Origin of the sequence: Paenibacillus sp. GP183, assembly GCF_900104695.1 — a bacterium.
Taxonomy (GTDB): domain Bacteria; phylum Bacillota; class Bacilli; order Paenibacillales; family NBRC-103111; genus Paenibacillus_AI.
This window is the reverse complement of the sequence record NZ_FNSW01000001.1, coordinates 199590-223431: the sequence shown is the minus strand read 5'-3', so window position 1 is coordinate 223431 and position 23842 is coordinate 199590. Positions and strand designations below refer to the sequence as shown.

At 49.7% G+C, this 23842-nt stretch carries 19 protein-coding genes; 4 read left to right on the top strand and 15 right to left on the bottom strand.

Features of this window, described 5'->3' with window-relative positions:
• Positions 1–11: 11 nt before the first annotated feature.
• The 5 genes from BLV33_RS01045 to BLV33_RS01025 are packed head-to-tail and all read right to left on the bottom strand — an operon-like array spanning position 12 to position 7104.
• Positions 12–1490, bottom strand: coding sequence for an ABC transporter substrate-binding protein (locus BLV33_RS01045; RefSeq protein WP_090787191.1), 1479 nt, complete (start codon positions 1488–1490; stop codon positions 12–14).
• Entirely contained in the window at positions 1471–2415 is a 945-nt protein-coding gene (locus BLV33_RS01040; protein WP_090787188.1) for an ABC transporter ATP-binding protein, read from the bottom strand. The genes BLV33_RS01045 and BLV33_RS01040 overlap by 20 nt, the downstream gene beginning before the upstream one ends.
• 3 nt (positions 2416–2418) lie before the next feature.
• Positions 2419–5346, bottom strand: coding sequence for an ABC transporter permease (locus BLV33_RS01035; RefSeq protein WP_171908966.1), 2928 nt, complete (start codon positions 5344–5346; stop codon positions 2419–2421).
• Positions 5346–6455: an efflux RND transporter periplasmic adaptor subunit gene (locus BLV33_RS01030; protein ID WP_090787185.1), complete on the bottom strand. Its 1110-nt coding sequence runs from the start codon at positions 6453–6455 to the stop codon at positions 5346–5348. Before BLV33_RS01030 ends, BLV33_RS01035 begins: the two co-directional genes overlap by 1 nt.
• Entirely contained in the window at positions 6418–7104 is a 687-nt protein-coding gene (locus BLV33_RS01025; RefSeq protein WP_253187191.1) for an ABC transporter ATP-binding protein, read from the bottom strand. The genes BLV33_RS01030 and BLV33_RS01025 overlap by 38 nt, the downstream gene beginning before the upstream one ends.
• 374 nt (positions 7105–7478) lie before the next feature.
• Between BLV33_RS01025 and BLV33_RS01020 the strand changes: the two genes are divergently transcribed.
• The 3 genes from BLV33_RS01020 (at position 7479) to BLV33_RS01010 (ending at position 9948) form a co-directional block, all read left to right on the top strand.
• The gene (locus tag BLV33_RS01020; protein WP_090787180.1) at positions 7479–8840 is read left to right on the top strand and encodes a dipeptidase; all 1362 of its coding nucleotides are present in this window, start codon (positions 7479–7481) and stop codon (positions 8838–8840) included.
• A gap of 41 nt (positions 8841–8881) precedes the next feature.
• Positions 8882–9388 (top strand): GNAT family N-acetyltransferase, encoded by a 507-nt coding sequence (locus BLV33_RS01015; protein ID WP_090787177.1) that lies wholly within the window; start codon positions 8882–8884, stop codon positions 9386–9388.
• A 68-nt stretch (positions 9389–9456) separates the two neighbouring features.
• Positions 9457–9948, top strand: coding sequence for a DinB family protein (locus BLV33_RS01010; RefSeq protein ID WP_090787174.1), 492 nt, complete (start codon positions 9457–9459; stop codon positions 9946–9948).
• 60 nt (positions 9949–10008) lie between these two features.
• Here BLV33_RS01010 and BLV33_RS29105 read toward each other — a convergent pair whose 3' ends face one another.
• Complete coding sequence (locus tag BLV33_RS29105; protein ID WP_171908965.1) at positions 10009–10173, bottom strand: hypothetical protein; 165 nt, start codon at positions 10171–10173, stop codon at positions 10009–10011.
• 129 nt (positions 10174–10302) lie between these two features.
• Between BLV33_RS29105 and BLV33_RS01005 the strand changes: the two genes are divergently transcribed.
• Positions 10303–11781, top strand: a complete 1479-nt coding sequence (locus BLV33_RS01005) for an MDR family MFS transporter (RefSeq protein ID WP_090787171.1) — start codon at positions 10303–10305, stop codon at positions 11779–11781.
• A gap of 304 nt (positions 11782–12085) precedes the next feature.
• Here the strand turns inward: BLV33_RS01005 and BLV33_RS01000 are convergent, their stop codons facing one another.
• The 9 genes from BLV33_RS01000 to BLV33_RS00960 all read right to left on the bottom strand — a co-directional run bounded on the left by BLV33_RS01000 (position 12086) and on the right by BLV33_RS00960 (position 23760).
• Positions 12086–13279: an IS4 family transposase gene (locus BLV33_RS01000; RefSeq protein WP_090787168.1), complete on the bottom strand. Its 1194-nt coding sequence runs from the start codon at positions 13277–13279 to the stop codon at positions 12086–12088.
• 430 nt (positions 13280–13709) lie between these two features.
• Positions 13710–14351, bottom strand: coding sequence for an orotate phosphoribosyltransferase (gene pyrE / locus BLV33_RS00995; protein WP_090787159.1), 642 nt, complete (start codon positions 14349–14351; stop codon positions 13710–13712).
• Between the two features lie 41 nt (positions 14352–14392).
• Positions 14393–15151 (bottom strand): orotidine-5'-phosphate decarboxylase, encoded by a 759-nt coding sequence (gene pyrF / locus BLV33_RS00990; protein ID WP_090787156.1) that lies wholly within the window; start codon positions 15149–15151, stop codon positions 14393–14395.
• Complete coding sequence (carB, locus tag BLV33_RS00985) at positions 15144–18353, bottom strand: carbamoyl-phosphate synthase large subunit (RefSeq protein WP_090787154.1); 3210 nt, start codon at positions 18351–18353, stop codon at positions 15144–15146. The genes pyrF and carB overlap by 8 nt, the downstream gene beginning before the upstream one ends.
• Entirely contained in the window at positions 18340–19512 is a 1173-nt protein-coding gene (gene carA / locus BLV33_RS00980) for a glutamine-hydrolyzing carbamoyl-phosphate synthase small subunit (protein WP_090787149.1), read from the bottom strand. The genes carB and carA overlap by 14 nt, the downstream gene beginning before the upstream one ends.
• Before the next feature lie 36 nt (positions 19513–19548).
• Entirely contained in the window at positions 19549–20826 is a 1278-nt protein-coding gene (locus tag BLV33_RS00975; protein WP_090787146.1) for a dihydroorotase, read from the bottom strand.
• Positions 20827–20840: 14 nt separating this feature from the next.
• A complete protein-coding gene (locus tag BLV33_RS00970) occupies positions 20841–21749 on the bottom strand; it encodes an aspartate carbamoyltransferase catalytic subunit (protein ID WP_090787143.1) in 909 nt (302 codons plus the stop codon).
• Positions 21746–22300 (bottom strand): bifunctional pyr operon transcriptional regulator/uracil phosphoribosyltransferase PyrR, encoded by a 555-nt coding sequence (gene pyrR / locus BLV33_RS00965; RefSeq protein ID WP_090787140.1) that lies wholly within the window; start codon positions 22298–22300, stop codon positions 21746–21748. The genes BLV33_RS00970 and pyrR overlap by 4 nt, the downstream gene beginning before the upstream one ends.
• A gap of 224 nt (positions 22301–22524) precedes the next feature.
• A complete protein-coding gene (locus BLV33_RS00960) occupies positions 22525–23760 on the bottom strand; it encodes an LL-diaminopimelate aminotransferase (RefSeq protein WP_090787138.1) in 1236 nt (411 codons plus the stop codon).
• Positions 23761–23842 lie beyond the last annotated feature (82 nt).

Below are 23842 nucleotides of genomic sequence, written 5' to 3'. Positions count from 1 at the left end.
ATCATAGTCGTTTACCCTGCTGGAACGGCCTGAACTGGCATAGATTGATTTTGGCCATTCGGATTGTCTTTCATTTGCTTCAACCTTAAGTCCCCCTGGGTTTGCCACTGCTTCAGTCCTTCACGCGCTGTTATTTTGCCTTGCAGAACGAGCTGGAACTGCTGACGGCCGATATCCTGAACTTGATACATATTTTGATTTTGATAGAGCTTTGGGTTATTTTCCATAGGAACGGGACTTACATTATAGAAGGCCTCGATATGAAATTGTTGGCCGTCCTTTGGCTTCAAATATTTTTTGCGGGCTACAAGAGTGTTATTGCTGTGAGATTTGAGTTTGGCCCAATCTTCGCCGTTAATAAATTTGATAAAGTCCCAGGCATCATCCTTGTTTTGCGCTTTGGCGTTTATCGCCATGATGCCGTTCATATAGATCATACCGCCGACTCCCTTAGCTTCGGGATGAGAAGGTACAGTCACTACGTCCCATTCAACAGGGGTAAAACCTTTGAAATTAGCCGCACTTTTATTGGCCATCTGCAATTGACTGATTTGCCCATAATACATAATCCCCATGGCCAAACGGCTTGACATGAAATCATCGTAAGCGAATGGATTGTTTTGCTGATCCATATTTCGAGTCATGGGTTTAGAGTAATCGACGGGCTCCGGGAACACCTTTTCCTTTTGCAGCTGAGCGATCTTCGCCCACACCTTTTCCCACTGATCCGTATCGACGGTCATTTTCTCGGCATTATCGTCAAACATCCGCAGTTGAAGCGGTGCCGTGAACATTTGCTGCATCCCCCTGAACAGATCACCCTGCGACTGGGTGCTGAAAGAGAAGCCATTCTTTCGGTTATCCCCTTCCCCTTTCGCCACCCGCTTGGCTAAATCAAACACTTCATCCCAAGTCATATTATCCTTCGGATAAGCGACGCCTGCATCATCGAACAGCTTCTTATTATAAACAAGTGCGGAAGAGGAGAACATGGGAGCCAAGGCAAAAAGCTTGCCGCCTCCCGCGTTTTTCAGGCCGTCAATTACAGCTGGAACCATATCGCTGATATCGAATTTATCTTTGGTAATTAAAGGATCAAGCTGGATGGCCAGGTTGTTGTTGATGATTTCAGGAAGCTGCTCAAACCCGACCATCACGACATCCGGAGGGTTGTCTCCCTGCATAACCTCTTTAAGCTTTTCGAGCGGGTCTGGCATTTTCTCGCCATTTTGCGGACCGCGGAAACGCATGCTGTCATCCATCGTCGGGATCATTTCAATTTTGATATTGGGATGAGCGAACTCATACACCTCGGTAAATTGCTGGCGGAAATATTCGTCATCCCCGCCATATCCGAAGCTGGTTGCAATTTTGAGCACTCGCTCTGTTTTTGCGTCCGGCTTATTCGTTTTCGTACATGCGACCGCAAGTGGCACCACCAATGACAGTATCAAAGCTGCAGTAATAACTTTATGATTCAACATTTTCATCCGTTTTTCCCTCCAAAGGTTTTTGTGTATGTAAAGCTTCCGTATCCACGTGATCCGTCAAGCTTCTCGGTGCTTTGATCATGATTTTATCCCCGTCAAATTCCATGGTTGCTTTACCGGAAATGCGCAGCGCCTCAAGATAGGGCCTCGGCACCTGCAGCCTGCCTGCTTTATCGAGCACAACATATTCTTCATGAGCCTGTTGTGCATTTTTCCAACCGAATTCAACACCTGAGGATAACATCGGATTGCGGGAAATGAACTCGGAGCTCGTCATCCCGTCGCGAATCGCGACTACCCTTCCCACCTTGCCGGCCATCGATAAATCATGAGTAACAATCACAATCGTAACACCAAGCTCTTTGTTTAATCTTTGAAAAATCGAAAGAATCATATCGGCGGTCTGGGTATCGACGGAACCGGTAGGCTCATCAGCCAGCAGCAGCTTGGGGCGGTTTGCCAAAGAAATCGCTATTGCTACCCGCTGCTGCTCACCGCCCGAGAGCTGATGCAGCTTATTGTTCATTCTTTCAGCGAGACCAACCCACTCGAGCAGCTGTTTCGCATAGGCGCGATCATAATTGCCGCTAAGCATCATCGGCATTTCGACATTCTCGAGCGCAGTGAGGTATGAGATCAAATTACGGGCGTTATTTTGCCAAATAAATCCTACCGTATTGCGTTTGTACTCAACCAACTGCTTATCCGTGATTTTTAATAAATCCCAATCGCCTACATGGACTTGACCTGCCGATGGGCGATCCAAACCTCCGAGTATATTGAGCAGGGTAGATTTGCCGCTGCCGCTGTTGCCGATGATAGCCATCAACTCTCCATCATCGATTTGAATGTTGAGGCCTTGAAGCGCTACGACCTCGATATCATCGGTCTTGTAGATTTTGACCAAGCCGTCACAAAGGATCATCGTTTATTTCTCCTCCCCGAGCTTCACGGCTTGATGAACGCGCAGCCTGCGAATATGAAGAAACAATAAAGTGGCACCCGTTATCATCATAAAAGCAACGACAACGTACAGTTGATTCGTATCACTCGAGTTAAATACGACCCGAAAAGGAGGTACCTGCGTTTTCACATTCTCGGACGTTTGCAGGAACGGCAGAAAAAAATAGCTGGTCAGCTTGCCGATTCCAATTCCCAGGGCAATGGATAAACCGGCTGTAAAGCTCTGCTCCAAAAGCAGCATGCCCGTCAACTGTTTGCGCGATAACCCCATGGCCCGCAAAACACCAAATTGCACAACCCTGCTGGATAGATTGAAAAACCAGTACAGTAGATATCCAACCAGCGAGACAGCGACCGAAACCAGAAAGCCCAAGCTGAGAATCCCAAACACCCCGCCCCGTGCCGGATGCTTCTTCTGGATGATCAATTCATTTCTCACATCTTTAATGGAGACCAGCTCGATGTTTTTGGCCAGCAGCGAATCTACAATCGGCTTCAATTTGGCGTCAGGCTTCATTTTCAGCCAAACCTCATACGGGATAATGGGAGCTTGATCATAAATATATTCCAGGTTGGTTATAAAGAATGGCGTTTGCTCCGGATACTGACTGGGCCAATAAGGAAGTATGCCTACCACTATAAATTCAATCGGCTGCTGCTGAAGGGTAATGGAGAGCAAATCGCCCGCCTTGAGCGCATATTTCTTGGCAAAATTGTCGGGAATGATCACCGATTGTTCATAAGCGCCCAGGAGATTCAAGTATTGATTCGGATTCGCCGGAAAAAGAGACGGACGAAACCAGGCAACCTTGGCAAAGTCTACATTGTCGATGCCCATCACAAGCCCCTGCCCGGTGGATTTCCCGGAAACCACGACGTTGCCCTTGGTTTGCAGCACCCGCGCCGCAGCCTTCACGCCTTCCAGATCGCGAAAGATCTGAAACGGCGGCTCGACGTAGCGGACCTTCGAGGGAGTCTCGGTACCGCCGGGATTGCTGCCTCCGGCGCCAGAGCCTCCCGCACCGCCGGCCGGGCTGCCTTGGCCTTGGCCTTGGCCCTGCCCTTGCCCTTGGCCGGCACCGGCACCACCGGCGCCGCCGGTCGCCGGCGCCTTGGGCACGGCGTCGGAGAAGCCCTCCCACACCGTCGTCAGTACGACGTCGGTGCCGTATTGGTACAGCGTCCGCTCCGTCGAGTTCAGGTCGATCGTGCGGGCTGCAGCGGAATTATAAACGCCGAGTCCGAGCGTGAGAATGAGCAGCAGCATGAGCGGATAGTACGCTTTGGCGGAGCGCGAGAGCTGCGCCAGAGTCAGGTACAGCGGCACTGGCAGAAAACTGCGGCCCAGCCAGCCGAACAAGCGCAGCAGCCAAGGGAAGATGCGCAGGAAAAACAGTCCCAGCGCGAAGATCGAGAGCGCCGGTACAAAGAACAGCAGCGGATGCACCTGCAGCTGATCAGTGGTGAGTCCGGTTTGGACGGACAGCACCTGGCGCTGGTCGAACAAATACCAGCCGTAACCGACTACCAAGAGCAGCACGATGTCGAAGAACCATCTTTGCCATACCGGCGCCCGATCGGATCGGGCAAGCTGCTGCTTGTAATTCACGATCGAAGCTTTGGCATACTGGATTGCCGGTATGACGCTGGCGAGGAGTGCGATCATAATCGCAATGCCGCCGTATAACATGGCTTCCCTGGTAAATCCGACCGGAATGGATTCCCGGTCGACGAAGGTCAGGAAGCCGCTGGAGGATCCAATACTTTTGGCCATAAACCAGCCAATCATAGGACCGATAATGAAGGCAATCGCCCCCAGGATTAAGCCTTCTAGCACATAAACGCCCACGATTTGCTTCGTGCTTCCTCCCCGGCTTCGCAGAACGGCAATGACGCTGCGCTGCCTGTCGAGAGATTGACGAGCATTCATCACTATATAATAGAAGACCATGGCAATCATCGGTGCCGCCAGCGTGAATAACAAGATTTGAAGCTGCAGGCTTTGCTTCTTAAACTCGACTAGGACAGGTTGAAAGGAAAGATCAACTTTCGTGTCCTTCAGCTTTTGGTACAGGGTGATATCCAGACGATCCAGCTTTCTCTCCAAAGGAGTGAGCTGGCTGGTCTGGATGTTGCGTAAATCAAAAGCATAGTACCAATTCGCCAACTGAAGCGGAATCTTTTTCTCTGACAGCAGCGTTTTCTGAAACAAAGCATCACTGACAAACAGCGAATTGACGATTCCCTCGAGCCCTTGAAACCAGTAAGGGTCGTTTTCATTCAAAGGCTTAAAGGAACCGGCAATCTTCACCCTTAACGGCGGGATCCCCTGTCCACCGGAAACGGGATAAGTGAATATATCTCCAATGTGCAGGTCGTTGCGGTACAATGCTTCCTCCAGTACAACGGCTTCAATTACACCTGATTGAAGCTGATCAGCAGCCATTTTGCCGCCTGACCATTCCACTTGATCGCTCAGTCCGCTTAATGATGTGATCGTCATTAGGCGGCGCTTGCTGGGGTCGACCTTTTGCGGATCAACCGGCGCTATTTGGGCGCCTTTGATGGTATAGCTTTTTGCATACGCATGGATGGGGAATCCAATTTCGCCTGGTAATTTCTCTTGTATGTATTGGTTCACGTCGCCAAGCTCCTGCATGCCTGCCCGGTCTGCACCGACGGCTTGATAACGCATCAGCAGGGAGCCTGCGGGAAGGCCGCTGCTCTTCTCCTGCAGGGATTTCGCTACGACTCGCTTGAGCGACCCGTCTGCGTACATTGGAATACTGGTCGTAAAGGCTACCGCCATCACCAGTCCCAAAAGTGTGCTGAGCGTCAGCCAGCGGGTATTCCACATTTTGCGATACAGAAACCGCAGCATCGGTATCGACATTATCTACCCACTACTTTCTGTCCGGGAGTGAGGCCCTTTACAATCTCAACATCAGTCGCGGTTTGCTGGCCTAGCTCCACATCAACTTCCTTCTTGTTGCCTTGGTTATCGACGACTTGAACATAGTTGCGGCCGGAGTAAGAACGCAGCGCCGCCAGCGGAATAAGGACTGCCTTATCCTTTTTCTGTGTGATGATGCTCACACTGAGCGGGGTACCTCGGTTCATGCCCGGCGGAAACGTGTTTAGTTGAATGATTAAATAATTATCAATGGAGTCTTGGCCCTGCCCTTGTCCACCGGGAAAGCCTCCGCCGCCCCCGCCATTGCCGTTATTGCCATTCACGCCCAGGTTCGGCAGCTGCTTGACCTTGCCTTTGTGTTGGCCAGCCGAATTAATGTCAACCACCGCATCCATCCCGACGGCGATTTTCTTGGCGTCATCCGCGCTGATGCTGGCGGCCACTGTCAACTGACCCAGATCGGCGATGGTGACTACCGATTGATCTGCCTTTGCGGTGTCGCCTTTCTTTGATTTTACGGCAACTATCGTTCCGGAAAATGGCGCAACCAGCGTCGCTTTGCTAACCTGATCCACCAGCTTATTGTATTCCTCGCGCTTCAGCTCAAAATCAATTTTAGCTTGCTCCAGCTGATCGGACGACAATTCATCCGCTTTGCGCAGGCTTTCAATCATGGTCAGCTCATCCTTGCGGGTTTGCAGCCGTTTCTGCTTCAGCTGTCCGGCCAGGTCGGACACATCCAGCTCTGCGATGATTTGGCCTTGCTGGACTTTATCGCCTGTTTTGACCAAGATGCTGTTAATTCGCTTGCTGCTCATTTCCGTCGGGAAAAACAATTCTTCCTCCTGCAGTGCCATGAGTCTCCCGGTTCCGCTAACCTTCGTTTCGAGCGTATCCGATTTTACTATGTATTCGGGTTTCTTGGACAGCTTGGGAGGATTGATGCTCGGAAGTGACTCCTCCACTTGCTCCTTCGGCAGAAACGAGCAACCGGAAGCGAGCAGTAAAGATGCGGATAAAATAAGTACGGTAAAAGGCTTCATCCTTTGTTTAAGAGATGAATCTTCCGTCCACCATTTCGTAGACATGGTCGGCAACCTCCAGAATTGTAGGATCATGTGTCGTCATACAAATTGTCACTTTCTCTGTCGCAATAATACTGCGGAACACGGACATGATCTGCGCGCCCATTTGTGAATCAAGCTCCGCTGTCGGCTCGTCTGCAAGCAGCAGAGAAGGTCTATGCACAATCGCTTTGGCTATGGCCACACGCTGCTGCTCGCCTCCAGAGAGTTCAAAAGGGCGATGATCCATTCTCTTGCCAAGTCCAACGAGCTCCAGACAATGCGTGACTCTGCTCTTCCACTCCGAGCGGGGAGCTCCCGCCATCCGAAGGCCAAGCTCGACATTTTCCCATGCGGATAAGAGCGGCATGAGCGCATAGGATTGAAAGATGAAGCCGATGTCCCGTCGTCGGATTTGCGTTCGCTCATCATCACTGCATTGATGAAAGGAGTGACCCTGAAACATAATTTCACCGTTGCTTGGTTGATCCAGGCCGCCTATCAGGTTCAGAAGCGTTGTCTTACCGGACCCGGATCTTCCGCGAAGCATGACTAGCTGCTCGGGCTTAAGCTCCATATGAATACCTTTCAGTACGTGCAGCTGCTCGCCTCCGACTTGAAAGGAGCGCTCCACTCCTTTGACAGTGAGAATTGGCGTTGGTGTTGCATCCATATTACGTTCAATCTTGTTGATATACGAGTTCTCTGCATTATGTATCCCGGTTTCTTCTAAGCTATTTTTGTTTCGTATTCGAAACCAAACTGGCATGGACTTCTCTCCTTTATAACCGCATTGTCTACAGTTCTACTGTATACTCAATAGACGGATGACTACTTGAAAAAGTTCCAATATTTTACTATCCCAAGCAAAAATATTTATTTCTAAAATATACTAGGTATTGGAAACATTATCCATGCACCTTTTAACCTATCTTTTAATCTAACTTTTGTATAATGAAATCTATTGAATCCGTGCAGGATTTTTGTAAAACTTTAGGGAAGTTTAAAGATAGAACAATTTCACATCAGAGGGGACAGACAAGCAATATGATTAAAGCCATTGAAGCTTATTTTAAAGATAATTACGAAGATCACCTGGAAGAGCTTAAGGAATTTTTGCGAATCCCCAGCATCAGCGCATTGACTGAGCATCAGCCTGATATTCGCCGCTGTGCGGATTGGGTAGCCGATGCTTTAAGCAGAGCCGGACTGGAAAACATCGAAATCATGCCAACCGCCGGCCATCCCGTCGTTTATGCAGATTGGCTGCATGCCTCAGGCAAGCCAACTGTTCTGGTGTACGGCCATTATGATGTGCAGCCTGCCGAGCCGCTAGAATTGTGGCAAACGCCGCCGTTCGAGCCTGACATTCGTGATGGCAAAATCTTTGCAAGAGGGGCTACCGATGATAAAGGGCAGGTTCTCATGCATATAAAAGCCGTCGAAGCCTTTCTTCAACAAACAGGCAGTCTGCCCGTCAATATCAAATTCTGTATAGAAGGCGAGGAAGAGAACGCAAGCCCAAATCTGCCACCCTTTGTAGAAGAACACCGCGCCAAGCTGAAAGCGGATGTAATTACAGTGTCCGATACATCGATTTATGCACCAGGCAAGCCTGCTCTTTTGTATGGGCTTCGCGGTGTCGCGGCTTTTGAAATTGTGGTGGAGGGTGCAAGCAGCGACCTGCATTCCGGACTATATGGCGGCGGTGTGCAAAATCCGATACATGTATTGTCACGGCTGCTCAGCTCCTTCCATGATGATAACGGCAGGGTTGCCGTGAATGGCTTCTATGATAAAGTGCTTGAGCTTACTAAGGAGGAACGAGAAGCCTTCAAGCTTGTCGAGAAAGATGAGAACGAGGTGAAAAAGGAATTGAGCGTTAACGCTTTATTTGGCGAAAAAGACTATACTTACTATGAGCAAACTTCAGCGAGACCGACCTTTGAAATCACAACTATAACCGGAGGCTTCCAAGGTGAAGGCATCAAGCCCATTATCCCAAACCGTGCCGTCGCCAAAGTGGCCTGCCGTTTGGCAGCTGCGCAAGAACCCGATGAGATTATGGATGCTGTTGAGCAGCATATCAAGAATCATACTCCGGGCGGAGTCACAATCCGCATGAATCGTATGCTGCGCGGGAATCCATTTGTCACTCCCATCGATCATCCCACGATGGTTGCTGCTGCAGATGCTTACGAGGAGTCCTATGGAACAGCGCCAGTTTATATGCGAAGTGGGGGCTCCATTCCGATTATTGAGGCTTTGGGACGTTTGCTCGAAGCACCGGTCGTCATGCTTGGCTTCGGTTTGCCGGGAGAGAATCTGCATGCGCCGAACGAACATTTTCATCTGGAAAATTGGCATAAAGGCCTTTCGACTATCAGCCGTTACTGGCTTAAGCTTTAAACACAAGGTAATTCCCCTACAGAAAGGAAATGAACATCTTTATGACAACCAATGGCCATATTCTAAGAGACGCTTCTCTTGAAGACTTACCTGCTATTGTAAGAATCTATAATTCTACCGTTGCAGGACGTATGGTAACTGCTGATACGGAGCCCGTCAGCGTAACCAGCCGTGAGCATTGGTTTCATGAGCATTCAGCAGACTTTAGACCTCTATGGGTGCTGGAAAAAGAAGGATCCGTCTGCGGATGGCTCAGTTTTCAATCCTTCTATGGACGTCCAGCCTATCAAGCTACCGTTGAAGTCAGTATTTATGTAGATGAGGCTAGCCGCGGGCAAGGCATCGGGCGGTATTTGCTGCAACAGGCCATTGATGCTTGTCCCAAGCTGAATGTTTCTACATTGCTTGGTTTTATTTTTGGGCATAATGTCCCGAGCTTAAGGCTGTTCCAAAGCTTCGGCTTCGAAAACTGGGCACACCTGCCCCAGATCGCCGAACTCGACGGTATCGAACGCGACCTGATTATCGTCGGTAAAAGGGTCCGTTAATCTTGTGATCATTTATGTAATGATGGGTAATGAGAAAGGTAAACTTATTTCAAGGAGGTAAGGACAAAATGAATAAAATCGAGCTCCTGTTGCACGGATGGGAATACTGCTATGACAAGGAAGATTGGTATCCTCCTTTACTGGATGCCCTCCAGGGAGTAACCGCAATGAATGCCGATTGGCGGCCGGAAGGAGCGGCAGTGAACACCATTTGGGAGAATGTCCATCATTTGATCTTTTACAAAGAACGCCTGCTGGGGCGATTAAAGGGTACGGAATCCGAATATCCTGATGGAATCACTAACGACGATACCTTTGCCGTGCCTTCCAAAGAAGAATCGGCCTGGCAGGACACTCTTGTTCGTTTGGAGAAAGTGCATAGAGGAATCCGAGAGGTTCTCGCAAGCTTGAAAAAAGAAGATTTTGAGCGCCCATTAGGAAGCACAACCATTGGGCTTTGGGTGACAAGCCTAATTTCACACAATGCTTACCACACAGGACAGATTATTCAACTGCGCAAGCTTCAGGGATCTTGGCCTGCCACAACCTCCTATTCTTGATTTATGTAAAAAGAGAGTCCGGATCATCTCCGGACTCTCTTTCTCTATTACTTGACCTCGCTATTCCATTTGTAGAACTTGCAACCTATCAGGAAAGCAACCAATCCCCATGCTGCCAAAATCACGAGATTCAACCAGAACTGAGTATGCGGCGCTGGATTGCGGCTGTACCCCGATCACCTGCTTGATTTGCTCTCCATGCTGCTTCCAGCTGAGTCCCTTCATTCGAATCTCGCCTTGATTTTTGCGGCATGGATTTCATCTCAGTCTTCAGACCGAAACACTGCCCTCTCAGGTTGACTAATGTTTCCATGAATACCTATAATTTAAAAAGACAAATGCAGAGGAGCAGATATGAGCAAACAAACCAATCGGCGTAATGTCACCATCGGCATTTTTGTAGTTACTTTATTGGCAGCCATTGAAGGGACTATAGTCAGCACAGCTATACCTACCATAGTAGGACAGCTTGGCGGCTTGAGCCTTTTTAGCTGGGTGATCTCCATCTATCTTCTGACCTCTGCAGTAACCACCCCGATTTATGGAAAATTAGCAGACCTGTACGGCCGAAAAAAAGTCATCGCCGTCGGCATTCTCATTTTCTTATTTGGAGCCATGTTAGCCGGGTTCGCCCAATCCATGGAACAGCTCATCTGGTTCCGGGCTGTACAAGGAATTGGCGCCGGGGCGATTCTGACACTAACCTTTACTATCGTTGGAGATTTATATGCTTTTGAAGAAAGAGGCAAGATCCAGGGCATGATCAGCGGAGTCTGGGGTATTGCCGGTGTTGTAGGGCCTATGACCGGGGGTTTTCTTGTGGATTATGTCTCCTGGAGATGGATCTTTTATATGAATATTCCATTCGGACTGTTGGCCTTATTTTTAATAGGAAGTTATCTTCATGAAGATGTGAATCCGGATAGCAAAAAGCTTCAGATTGATTACGTTGGTGCGCTAACATTCACCATAAGCATGACTGCCTTGATGTATGCCCTGCTTACAGGCGGCTCCGTGTATGCATGGATATCTCCAATGATCATAGGTTTGCTCTGTTTGGTTGTATTGTCCTTTATAGCATTCATATGGATAGAACGCCAAGCACCGGAACCGATGCTCCCTTTGTCTTTATTTCGCAATCCAATGCTGGTTATAAGCTATTTAGGCGGTTTTGTTTTGAACATTCTGTTAGCCGGAGTCACCTTTTACTCACCATTATGGGTCCAAGGAATTTATGGCTATGGAGCAACAGGAGCGGGCTTAGCGCTGATTCCATTGTCTCTAACCTGGCCCATAGGTTCTTTAGTAGGCGGCAAATTGGGCATTTCTATCGGAACTAGATCGACGTCACTGATCGGCATCGTTTTCCTCGCAGTAGGTTTTGTAGGGTTGGCTGTTATGCAGCCCTTTACTCCTTTGTTCTATCTTTATATCATTGTGGGCATCCAAGGACTTGGATTTGGCTTAGCTTTGACCGTCTTCACCCTTTCCGTTCAATCCTCCGTAAACTGGAACCTTCGTGGAGCCGCCAACGGCGCAAACAACTTTATTCGCGGACTTGGCCAAACTATGGGCGTGGCAGCTCTGGCTACGTTGTTCAACAGCTTTATAGCTGCCTTCTTGATCAAGCATCCCGAAGCGGATATGAACAAATTGCTCGATCCGGCCGAAGCCAGAGCGATACATGAAGCTTTGGTTGTCCCCATGAGAGCTGCACTATCCGGGGGTTTGCATCAAATCTTTGTCGTGATCGGCGGCATCTCGGTATTGGCCTTACTGATTCCTCTGAGAATACCCGGGAAGTCCCTGGAATTTGCTGAGGAAAAGAATTGAGTGGTTGAACCCAAGGTGTACCATTGTATAGATACAAAAAAGCCCGTCATTACCGACGGACAAATGGCAAGGATGACTCAACCCACTTTCAATACCTAAGTCCCTTTTAATTGTTCTGGAAGGATGTTTTTCACACTAAGCTTGCATCAAACTTCACATTAACCACTTAACTTGCTTGTTTTTGATTAAAAAATACTTAATAGTAATAATTTTACAGTAACTCAATTTCCGTAACAGCTAAAAAAGGAAAGTGGAGTTAAGACAGCGCGTATTTCCATAAAATGGAATATTCATTTATCTTGGCCTAAAGTAAGATCATTCGTTGCGACTCTTGCTTGGCTCTTCCCGCCGTGTCCACTTTTTGTCTTCCTTTTGACTGGCGCGTGGGTGGTCGATTCAGCTCCTGCTTAAACACCTTCCACGGGTGGTACATGTACGTTCGCAGCAGTTGTAAAAGGTTCCACTGACTTTTTCCTGTTTGCAAAGCTAGCTTTACAAGCATACTCACAGCAAAAGCAATCAGGGACAAAAAGAGTTGGTTCCACACTGAATCAGGTTGGCAGCCATGCAGGTTCACTAGCTTCAAATGCTGTTTCATCCATTTAAAGAAAAGCTCAATTTTCCAGCGATTCTTGTAAATGTAGGCAATCTCATTTGCAGTTAAATCCCATCGACTTGTTATTAACCGGTAGCGGCGGCCCTTGTCATCCTCAAATTCAACCAGACGTAATGGAGTTGTGGTCTTGTTTGTAAGTACATCCACATCCTGAAGCAGCCGGAGTGGCCCAACGCTTGCCACACTCTTACGTTCACTACCGCTAATGGGATATAGATGTGTTCGATCCCGCACACGCACCACGAAAAGCTTATTGTCCGTTATCCAGGTTTGGAAATTAGGGAGGCTTTCATAACCCCGATCCATGACATAGGTGACATCATCTTCCACAACCATATCTAGCACGACCTTATTTTCCCGTACATTGACCGTAGAAGCAATGACCTTATCCGGGAATACGGTGTCAGGATCTGCAACAACCACACGAACATGAAGACGAACCCCTGTTTTTCGCGACCCACAGCGAGCCCAACTGCCTAATAAAGCGGGAAGGGAAATGTCCGTAGCATCGATGATATGCAGACGCCCAATGTTCGGCGTAATTCCAGCCCCCGACTTCGTTTTCTGGTCGATTTGGCTGATGAGTTGAAAGAAGATCTGCTGTAGGGTTTGGGTGCATAAGCTATTCGTTTTGCGAGAAAGCTGTGCGCTGCTGATGGACTCCAGGCCGATCGCTTGTTGCAATTGCGGATGCGCACGCAATTGTTCGGTAATGACATCATACGTAGGGAGTTGCAGCAATTGAGCGATCACATGAAGCTCGATAGCCGTACCTGAAAACAACTTTTGGGTTCGATGATCGTCGAGTACAGAACGATAACCTGAAACATTGAGAGTACGTAGGCATTGACAAATGACGCGAATATCTTTAACGTTATCCATGGTTAAGCTCCTTATTGGAGAAATGATGGATAACACGCCGTCAATTCAACAATAAGGGCTTTTTTGTTTTTTATCCACGAAATAACATCAATTTATTCCATAAATAGGAATTAATGAGAACAATATTTTCATGTCAGGTTTGATGCAAGCTTAGTGTGTTTTTCATTCTTCCAGAGCACACGAAACAGAAACCAGATACTGGAAAGATGTTTTTCATCGTTCCAGAGTCCGGTCATGCCGCAAGGGACCTCTTTTTACCCCTGGAAGATTGTTTTTCATTCTTCCAGAACACTAGAAAAAGAAAACCGGCGCTGGAAAGATGTTTTTCATCGTTCCAGCGTCCGGTCACGGTACATGAGGCATCATTTTACCTCTGGTTTTATTGAAAGTCTGCCATCAATGTTACGGACTTGCTATTTCAACCTCAAACCTACACGCCAAATGCTGCCGGATTTTCTCTCCATGAACGAAGCAAATCAAGATCCTGTTCTTTAACGTGACCCAGTTCTACAGCCGCTTCGAGCAGCTGCGAATAGTTGGTCAGCGTCTGCAAGGGCATATTTGCAGCTTTGAAACCATCGGACGCCTTGTCCAACTGATAGGTGAAAATTGCCAGTACGCCTAACGCCTCTGCACCTGCTTCATTGACAGCCAATGCCGCTTTTAATGAGCTTCCCCCAGTTGAGATCAAATCCTCGATCACAACAACCTTTTGACCAGGCATTACGGATCCTTCAATCAGATTCTCTTTGCCGTGCCCTTTCGCTTTGTCCCGAACATAAATCATCGGAAGCTTCAGCTTCTGCGCTGCCCATGCTGCATGGGGTATACCGGCAGTCGCGGTGCCTGCAATAACTTCCGCATTCGGATACTGCTCACGAATCAAAGCCGCAAATCCATCTGCGATCTGTTCACGAATGTCTGGATAGGACATCGTTAAGCGATTATCGCAGTAAATCGGTGACTTCAGACCCGATGTCCATGTGAAGGGTTGGTACGGACGAAGTGTAACGGCTCCAATTTGCAGTAATGAAGCTGCAATCTGCTTGGACAAATGTTCGAGATCACTCATGTTTGATCGGGTCAACTCCTTCATAATTGTTGCGCATAAAGCTACGATTCTGCAACGATGGAATCGATAATTCCTTCAAGCGTTTGCCTCGGATCGGGGAAAGCCGTAATCGGTCGGCCGATAACCACATAATCCGTCCCCTGCTCAAAGGCCTCCCTCGGCGTCATCACTCTTGACTGATCGCCAACATCGGCACCAGCAGGACGAATCCCAGGGGTCACGGTGACAAAGGAGTCCCCGCAAGCGGCTTTGATCCGGAGCACTTCCAGAGGAGAAGCGACAACACCGTTAAGCCCCGCTTCCTTGGCTAGAACAGCATATCGCAGCACGGCTTCTTCTACGGAACCGGCAATGCCGATCTCTTGATTCAATACCTGCTCATTAGTGCTGGTCAGTTGGGTGACGCCAATAACCAACGGTCGAGTCACCGTTCCCGCTTGAAAACCGGTCAGAGCTTTGTCTACGCCTTCCATAGCGGCTTCCATCATCTGCCTGCCTCCGGCTGCATGCACATTAAATACATCCACACCCAGCTTGGCGACGCTCTCGGCGCCGCCTTTGACGGTATTGGGGATGTCGTGCATTTTCAGATCCAAAAATATCTTATAGCCTCTCGTTTTTAGACGCCTTACGAAATCGGGGCCAGCCGTATAAAAAAGCTGCATCCCCACTTTCACATAGCAGGGAATCCCCTCCAGCTGCTTGATCAACTGCTCAGCGCTTTCTGCCGACGCATAGTCAAGCGCGACCATAATACGACCCGCCGCTTCTGCCCGATTGCTCAGCTTCAGCTTAGACATGGGCAGGCATCGCTCTCGAGGAGAAATTGACCGACTCGAGCATGTTCATCAAGGCTCTTACCGTATCCAGCGACGTCATACACACGACACCGTTCTCAACCGCTTCACGGCGGATGCGGAAACCGTCGCGCTCAGGCGTTTTGCCTTTGGTCAGCGTATTGACGACGAATTGGGCTTGCCCGCTGCGGATGAGATCCAGAATGTTCGGCGATCCCTCACTCAGCTTGTTCACGGTAGTTACTGGAATGCCGGCTGCTTCAAGCGCTGCGGCAGTTCCGCCTGTGGCGATGATTTTGTAGCCTAGTCGATAAAACCCGGAGAAAATCTCGACGGCTTCATCTTTATCTTTATCTGCTACTGTAGCTACGATCGAGCCGGCAGCCGGAATTTTCATCCCTGCGCCAATCAAGCCTTTATACAAAGCTTTGGCAAAATTTACGTCGCGACCCATAACCTCGCCGGTAGATTTCATCTCCGGTCCGAGTGTGGTGTCCACGCGGCGAAGCTTGGCGAAGGAGAATACAGGCACCTTGACGGAAATATATTTATCCTCAGGCCATAAGCCGCTCGGATAACCCATATCAGTCAGCTTTTGTCCAAGAATCACTCGTGTCGCTACATTCGCCATCGGGATATTCGTTACTTTGCTAAGGAAGGGCACCGTTCTGGAAGAGCGCGGGTTTACTTCGATAACGTAAACCTTATTCTGAAGGATGACGAATTGGATGTTGACCAATCCGAGCACCTTCAATTCTTTGGCAATTTCCGTCGTGATGGTTACAATTTCATGCTTAAGCTCATCCGAAAGCGTCTGAGGAGGATAAACCGCGATGGAGTCACCGGAGTGAACTCCTGCTCGTTCGATGTGCTCCATGATCCCGGGGATCAGCACATGCTCACCGTCGCAAATCGCATCGACCTCGACTTCTTTACCCAGCATGTAACGGTCGATCAGCACTGGATGTTCCGGATTGATTTTGACCGCATATTCCATATAGCTCAGAAGCTCCGAATCCGAGTAGACAATCTCCATGGCACGTCCGCCAAGTACATAACTGGGGCGAACCAGCACGGGATAACCGAACCGGGAAGCCACACCTACAGCTTGATCCACAGAAGTTACAGTCCCGCCAGGCGGCTGGGAAATGTTCAGCTTGGTGAGCAGAGCCTCGAACTTCTTGCGATCCTCTGCGGAATCGATGCTTTCCAGGCTGGAGCCCAGAATATTAACCCCTGCCTTGGAAAGCGGAGCCGCAAGGTTGATCGCTGTTTGTCCGCCGAATTGCACGATAACGCCCAAGGGCTTTTCGCGCTCGATGACGTTCATCACATCTTCAAAAAACAGCGGTTCAAAGTACAAACGATCCGACGTGTTGAAATCCGTTGACACGGTTTCGGGATTATTGTTGATGATTACCGCTTCATAGCCGGCGGCCTGAATGGCCCATACCGCATGAACCGTCGAGTAATCAAACTCGATACCTTGGCCGATCCGGATTGGACCGGAGCCGAGGACGATGACCTTTTCCTTAGCGGTATCGGTAACCTCGTCTTCAACTTCATAGGTTGAATAATAGTAAGGCGTTGACGCTTCGAATTCCGCTGCACAGGTATCTACCATTTTGTAAACCGGCTTAACGTTTAGCCCAAGGCGCAGTTCGCGGACATCCGCTTCTTTCGTATAAGAGGATGTGCCTGCCAAGCTGCGAATTTCTGCAATGGCACGATCCGTGAAGCCTTTGCGTTTGATTTCGAACATTAGCTCAGGAGTCAATTCTCCGGCAGCTATCTTAGTTTCATATTTGATCAAACCTTCCAGTTTGTTCAAGAACCACCAGTCAATCTTGGTTAGATCCTGCACTTGGTCGACCGTGTAGCCCCGGCGAAAAGCTTCGGCAATCAGGAACATACGCTCATCATCCGGCTTCACCAAGCGCAATTCCAATGTCTCTTGATCCAACAGATTGGTTTCCTTCAGAAACAGGCGATGAACACCAATCTCCAAAGAGCGAATAGCTTTGTGGATGGATTCCTCGAAGGTGCGGCCAATGGCCATCACTTCGCCTGTCGCTTTCATTTGTGTCCCCAGCTTGCGGTTCGCAGCAGTAAACTTGTCGAACGGCCAGCGTGGGATTTTCGATACGATATAATCCAGAGTCGGCTCAAAGCAGGCATATGTTTGCCCTGTCACCGGATTCATCAACTCATCCAGCGTATAACCGATGGCGATTTTTGCCGCCATTTTGGCAATCGGGTAACCTGTAGCCTTGGAGGCGAGGGCAGAAGAGCGGCTCACCCGCGGATTGACTTCAATGACATAGTATTGAAAGCTTTGCGGATCGAGTGCGAACTGCACATTGCAGCCGCCTTCGATATTGAGGGCGCGGATGATCTTCAGCGATGCGGAACGCAGCATTTGATACTCGCGGTCAGAAAGTGTTTGGCTGGGTGCCACTACGATGCTGTCCCCCGTATGTACACCCACCGGATCAAAATTCTCCATGTTGCAGACTACGATACAGTTATCATTGGCGTCGCGCATGACCTCATACTCGACTTCCTTCATGCCTGCGATGCTTCTTTCCACGAGACATTGGCCAATCGGGCTGTAACGAATACCGGAAGCTACGGTTTCGAGCAGCTCCTCTTCGGTATTACAGATACCTCCGCCTGTGCCGCCTAAGGTGTAAGCTGGGCGAACAATGATTGGAAAACCAATCTCCCGAGCAAAATCCATCGCTTCCGGGACGGTCGTCACAATCACGCTATCCGGCACCGGCTGCTCCAATTCTCGCATCAAATCACGAAACAGATCGCGGTCTTCCGCTTTCTCAATGGCCGTTAGCTGCGTACCCAAAAGCTTCACATTCTCGCTTTTCAGTACTCCTGCGCGCGCCAGCTCAACTGCCATGTTAAGGCCCGTCTGACCGCCTAGCGTTGGAAGCAGTCCGTCCGGACGCTCCTGGCGAATGATCTGGGTCACAAATTCAAGCGTAATGGGTTCAATGTATACTTTATCCGCCATGTTGGTATCGGTCATGATCGTAGCCGGATTGCTGTTGATCAAAATAACTTCCATGCCTTCTTCTTTCAAAGCCTGACAAGCCTGTGTGCCGGCATAGTCAAATTCTGCCGCTTGGCCGATGACGATGGGACCGGAACCGATCACAAGAATTTTTTTCAAATCTTTACTTTTTGGCATAGTGCAGTTCCCCCTTCTCAGATGTGGATAACGCGGCTGCCTTGGAAGCTGCAAGCATTTGCGCCTGACGCGGTAACTGCGGATGGTCCTGCTTGAACTGGCGAATCATGGCGATAAAGTCATCGAACAGGTAGCTGGAGTCAAAAGGACCCGGAGCCGCCTCGGGATGATACTGCACAGAGAACACGGCATGCTTCTTGTGGCGCAGTCCCTCTATAGTGCGGTCATTGTTATTGATATGCGTTACGATAAGGTCCGTACCCGCGATCGAGTCTTCTTTTACCGTATAGCCATGGTTTTGCGAAGTAATATAGCAGCGTCCGGAGGCCAGGTCTTTGACCGGATGGTTGCCGCCGCGGTGGCCGAACTTCAGCTTTTCCGTATCGGCGCCGCAAGCCAGCGCGAAGAGCTGATGCCCCAAGCAAATGCCGAAGATCGGGAATTCACCGATCAGGTCGCGCACCATTTGAACCGCATGAGGCACATCCTTAGGATCCCCAGGTCCGTTGGACAGCATGATGCCGTCAGGTGCCAATCTGCGGATTTGTTCAGCCGTAGTATCTTGTGGAACGACGACTATGTCGCAGTCACGCTTCGACAGGTCACGGATAATCCCGCTTTTTGCGCCGAAATCAACGACAACCACTCTCTCTTTATACCCTGGAGCACCGAACACGCTTTTAGTCGATACCCTTGATACTTGATCCGTCATAAGCGGAGTCTGGCCCAGCATTTCAGCTAATTCAGCAACCGAATGGCCGGCTGTGGTAAGAATACCCTTCATGGTGCCATGATGGCGGATTCTGCGGGTAAGCATACGGGTATCGATGCCGCTGATCCCAATGATGCCGTATTCCTTCAGCAGGCTTCCAATCGTATATTGGGCTCTCCAATTGCTCGGAGCTTCTTCATGCTCTCTGACTACAAATCCATGGATGAAAGGCCGCACCGATTCAAAATCATCGCGGATGATGCCGTAATTTCCGATCAAAGGGTAAGTCATGGTCACGATTTGACCGCAATAGGAGGGGTCGGATAGAACCTCTTGGTACCCGGTTATTCCTGTATTGAACACAACCTCGCCGACAGAATTGCCTTCGCTGCCGAATGATGTGCCTGTAAAAAGAGTACCGTCTTCGAGTAATAATCTTGCCTGCATGTTCTTCAACTCCTTCGCATTTGTCAATCGTGTTTTTTACGACCAAACGATTTGGCCTGAAGCTATAGTTACTACCGGCCAGCCTTGCAGCTCCCAGCCGATAAACGGTGTATTTTTGCTTTTCGAAACGATGGATTCCTTATTCACTTGCGCTTTCGCGTCAAGATCAAGGATCGTTACATCCGCAGGACTGCCAACCTCGAGCTTGCCCCATGGCAGTGAGAATACTTCTGCGGGCTTGGCCGTCATTCGATTCAATAGAAAGCCCAGCGTCCATTTGCCCGTCAATACAAACTTCGTGTACAGCAGCGGGAACGCTGTTTCAAACCCGAGAATACCGAATGGCGCGAGCATCATGCCCTTGGCTTTCTCTTCCTCGCTGTGCGGCGCATGATCCGTGACGATGATATCAATCGTTCCATCCTCCAAACCCTCAATAACCGCTTGCACATCTCGAGGCGTTCGCAGCGGAGGATTCATTTTCCAATTCCCGTCGAGCCCGGGGATGTCTTCATCGGAGAGCACCAGATGATGCGGGCATACCTCGGCCGTTACCTTAATGCCGTGCTGCTTCGCATGGCGGATAAGCCGAACCGACTGCTCGGTGCTGACATGGCACACGTGATAGTGCACACCTGTCGCTTCAGCGAGCAGCACATCGCGGCCGACATGAATCGCTTCCGACTCGTTCGGTATGCCCTTGAGGCCGTGCTTGTCGGCAAAAGCACCTTCGCTAACCGGCGCTCCTTCCACAAGCGTGTTGTCTTCGCAGTGGGCTATGACGGGCATTCCTAGGGAAGCTGCCAGCTTCATCGCATCCTTCATCATCTGCGCGCTTTGTACGCCCACTCCGTCATCCGTATACCCGATGATTCCCGCTTGCTTCAACGCGGCAAAGTCCGTGAGCTCGCGTCCAAGCTGATTCTTCGTGATGCACCCGTAAGGCAGCACTCTCACGCTGCCTTCAGTCCTGGCCTTATCCAGTACATACTGCACAGTCTCGATTGTATCGATTACCGGTCTTGTATTGGGCATGCAGGCTATTGTCGTGAAACCACCTCTTGCAGCGGACTTCGTTCCGGTCGCAATGGTTTCTTTGTGCTCAAATCCGGGTTCGCGAAGATGCACATGCATATCGATGAAGCCTGGGGAAACCAGCTTGCCAGCCGCATCAATGACGGTGTGACCCTCTGTGTGAGGAACTTCCTCGCCGCTGATCAATTGGTTGATCAGCCCATTTTCAATATATATATGTTGTTTCCTTTGTATATTGTTTGCATCCACCGTGTATCCGTTAAGAATCCAAATGCCCATGTTTTCGTTCCTTCCTATGATAGAGTGCGCTCGATAACGGCCATCCGAATGGGCACGCCGTTCGCCATTTGTGTAAAAATCTTCGACCGCTCGTGCTCCACCAGCTCGTCATCGATTTCCACATTCCGGTTCACCGGAGCCGGATGCATAATGATCGCGTGCGGCGCCATTTGGCGCAGCCGCTGGGCCGTTAAGCCGTACTGCTCGCGGTAGTCCTCCGCGGATTGGATCATGCCCTTCTCATGCCGCTCCAGCTGGACGCGAAGCATCATGACCACATCCGCTTTCAGCGCTTGCTCCATGCCGACATACTCCGCATGCGCCATAAGCTCCGGCGCCCGCATATTGTCCGGTGCGCAAAACTGCACGTTCGCGCCCATCGTCTTCAGCGCCCACAGATTCGATCGCGCCACCCTACTGTGCAGGATATCCCCGATGATCGATACGGTGAGTCCCTGGAGCTCCCCGAAATGCTCCCGCATCGTGTACAGATCCAAAAGTGCCTGCGTCGGATGCTCGTTATTGCCGTCTCCGGCATTGATGAGCGGAACCTTGATCTTCTCCGCCAGCTCCTGCAGCACTCCCGTCGGCTTAAGGCGGATAACTCCCGCATCAATTCCCATGGACTCCAGCGTCCTTACAGTGTCGTAGATCGATTCACCCTTTTGCACGCTGGATTCGGCTGAAGAAAAATTCAGCACCTCCGCGCCGAGACGCATTTGCGCCAGCTCAAAGGAAAATCGGGTTCTTGTACTATTTTCGAAGAAAAGATTGGCTACAAACCTACCCTTCAGGGGGTCTGTCACCTTCACCGGATGCTGCTCCCAGTATGCGGCCCGGTCCAGAATACTACCAATTTCCGCAGCGCTCATTCCCTTCAGGCCCAAGAAATGCTTGGTGGATTCTACACCCGCGAACCTCATTCCTGATTCCCCCTCACCTGGTAAATGACGACTTGATCCGAATTATCAATTTCGGTTAAAAGCACTTCGATTTGCTCATTTTTGGAGGTCGGTACGTTTTTGCCCACATAGTCAGGACGGATGGGCAGCTCTCTGTGCCCGCGGTCTACCAGCACCGCCAGCTGAATCATCTGCGGCCTGCCGAGGTCAATCAAGGCATCCATGGCGGCCCGCACGGTTCGTCCCGTATAAAGCACATCGTCGAACAAGATGACCTTCTTGTCCTGGATAGGCAAGGACCCACCCGTGTTCACGGCTTCGATGGAGTTCACCTGTACCCGGTCATCGCGGTAAGAGGTTATATCGATCTCCCCGACCGGAATCGGAACACCTTCGATTTCCAGAATTTGCTCGGCAACCCGTTGGGCCAGATAGATGCCTCGGGTTCGAATTCCAATCAAGATGCAGGTTTCGATGCCCTTGTTCTTCTCCAGAATCTCGTGTGCGATCCGCGTCAGAGCTCTTCGTATCGCCATTTCATCCATGATGCTGTGTGTAACCGTATCGCTCATCCCATGCCCTCCCTCCAAGCAATCAAAAAACTCCTTGCCCTATTCGGCAAGGAGTTGCATGAACATGAAGATATAGAGAGGTGCTAATTAGGCTCACCCCGTCTTCTTCCATCGACTACCTTGCCAGCCTCTCTGGACTGATCTTTAAAGGTACATATGCGGTTGAAAGAATTATCCCACTTTCGACAAAAGAAGTCAAGGAGATAAATGACGGGTATGTGCCATTATAGACTTAGCTTGCTGAAGCGGTCAATCGCTTTCTCCGTATTCTCGCGGCTTCCAAAAGCAGTGAGACGGAAATAGCCCTGGCCGTTCTGCCCGAAGCCTACACCCGGAGTTCCGACGATATGGGCTTCCGACAGAAGCTTATCGAAGAATTCCCAAGAGCCGAGGCCGCTTGGTGTTTTGAGCCAAATGTAAGGCGCATTAACGCCGCCGTACACTTGAATGCCAAGTGAAGAGATTCCTTGGCGGATAATTGCAGCATTTGTCATGTAATAATCAACAAGCTTGGCAATTTGCTGTTTGCCGGCATCCGAGAAGATCGCTGCAGCACCCTTTTGCGTAATATAGGAAACTCCGTTGAACTTGGTTGTTTGTCTGCGATTCCACAGATCGTTTACTGTGATTTCGTTGCCGTCCTCGTCGCGGGCTTTAAGCTCACGAGGCACGACCGTGTACGCACAGCGGGTTCCCGTGAACCCTGCAGTCTTGGACAAGCTGCGGAATTCAATCGCAACTTCCTTCGCGCCCTCGATTTCATAGATGCTGTGCGGAACATCATCTTCCTGGATATAAGCTTCATAAGCGGAGTCAAACAGCAGGATGCAGTTGTTCTCGCGGGCGTAATCGACCCAAACCTTGAGCTCGTCCTTCGTAAGCGTCATGCCCGTTGGATTGTTCGGATAGCACAGATAAATCAGATCCACTTTTTGCTTGGGCAGCTCGGGCTTGAAATTATTTTCCGCGTTGCAAGGCAGATAAACAATGTTCTCGTAACGGTTCGTTTCTTTATTGTAAGTGCCTGAACGACCGGCCATCACGTTGCTGTCAACATAAACCGGATACACAGGATCCTGAACCGCAATAATGCTGTCCAAGCTGAAAATCTCCTGTATGTTCCCGACATCGCATTTGGATCCGTCGCTGACGAAAACCTCATTATTTTTCAGCTGAATTCCGTGAGCCGCATAGTCATTTTTAATGATTTGCTCGATGAGAAAATCATACCCCTGCTCCGGACCGTATCCGCGAAAGGTTTGTTCGTGTGCCATTTCATCGACTGCAGTATGCAAAGAGCCAATAACCGCGTCCGGCAGCGGACGGGTTACATCGCCAATTCCCAAGCTGATGATCGATGCTTGCGGGTTGTCCTGAATGAATTTGGTTCTTCTTTTGGCGATTTCTGAAAATAAGTAGCTGCCTTGAAGCTGTAAATAATTCTGGTTTATTTTTGTCATTGATTGTCACCTGATTTTCTGCAAATTTTAAGTAAACTTTATCATTTTTTGCCCGAACCAACAATGCAATAATTGCACAATC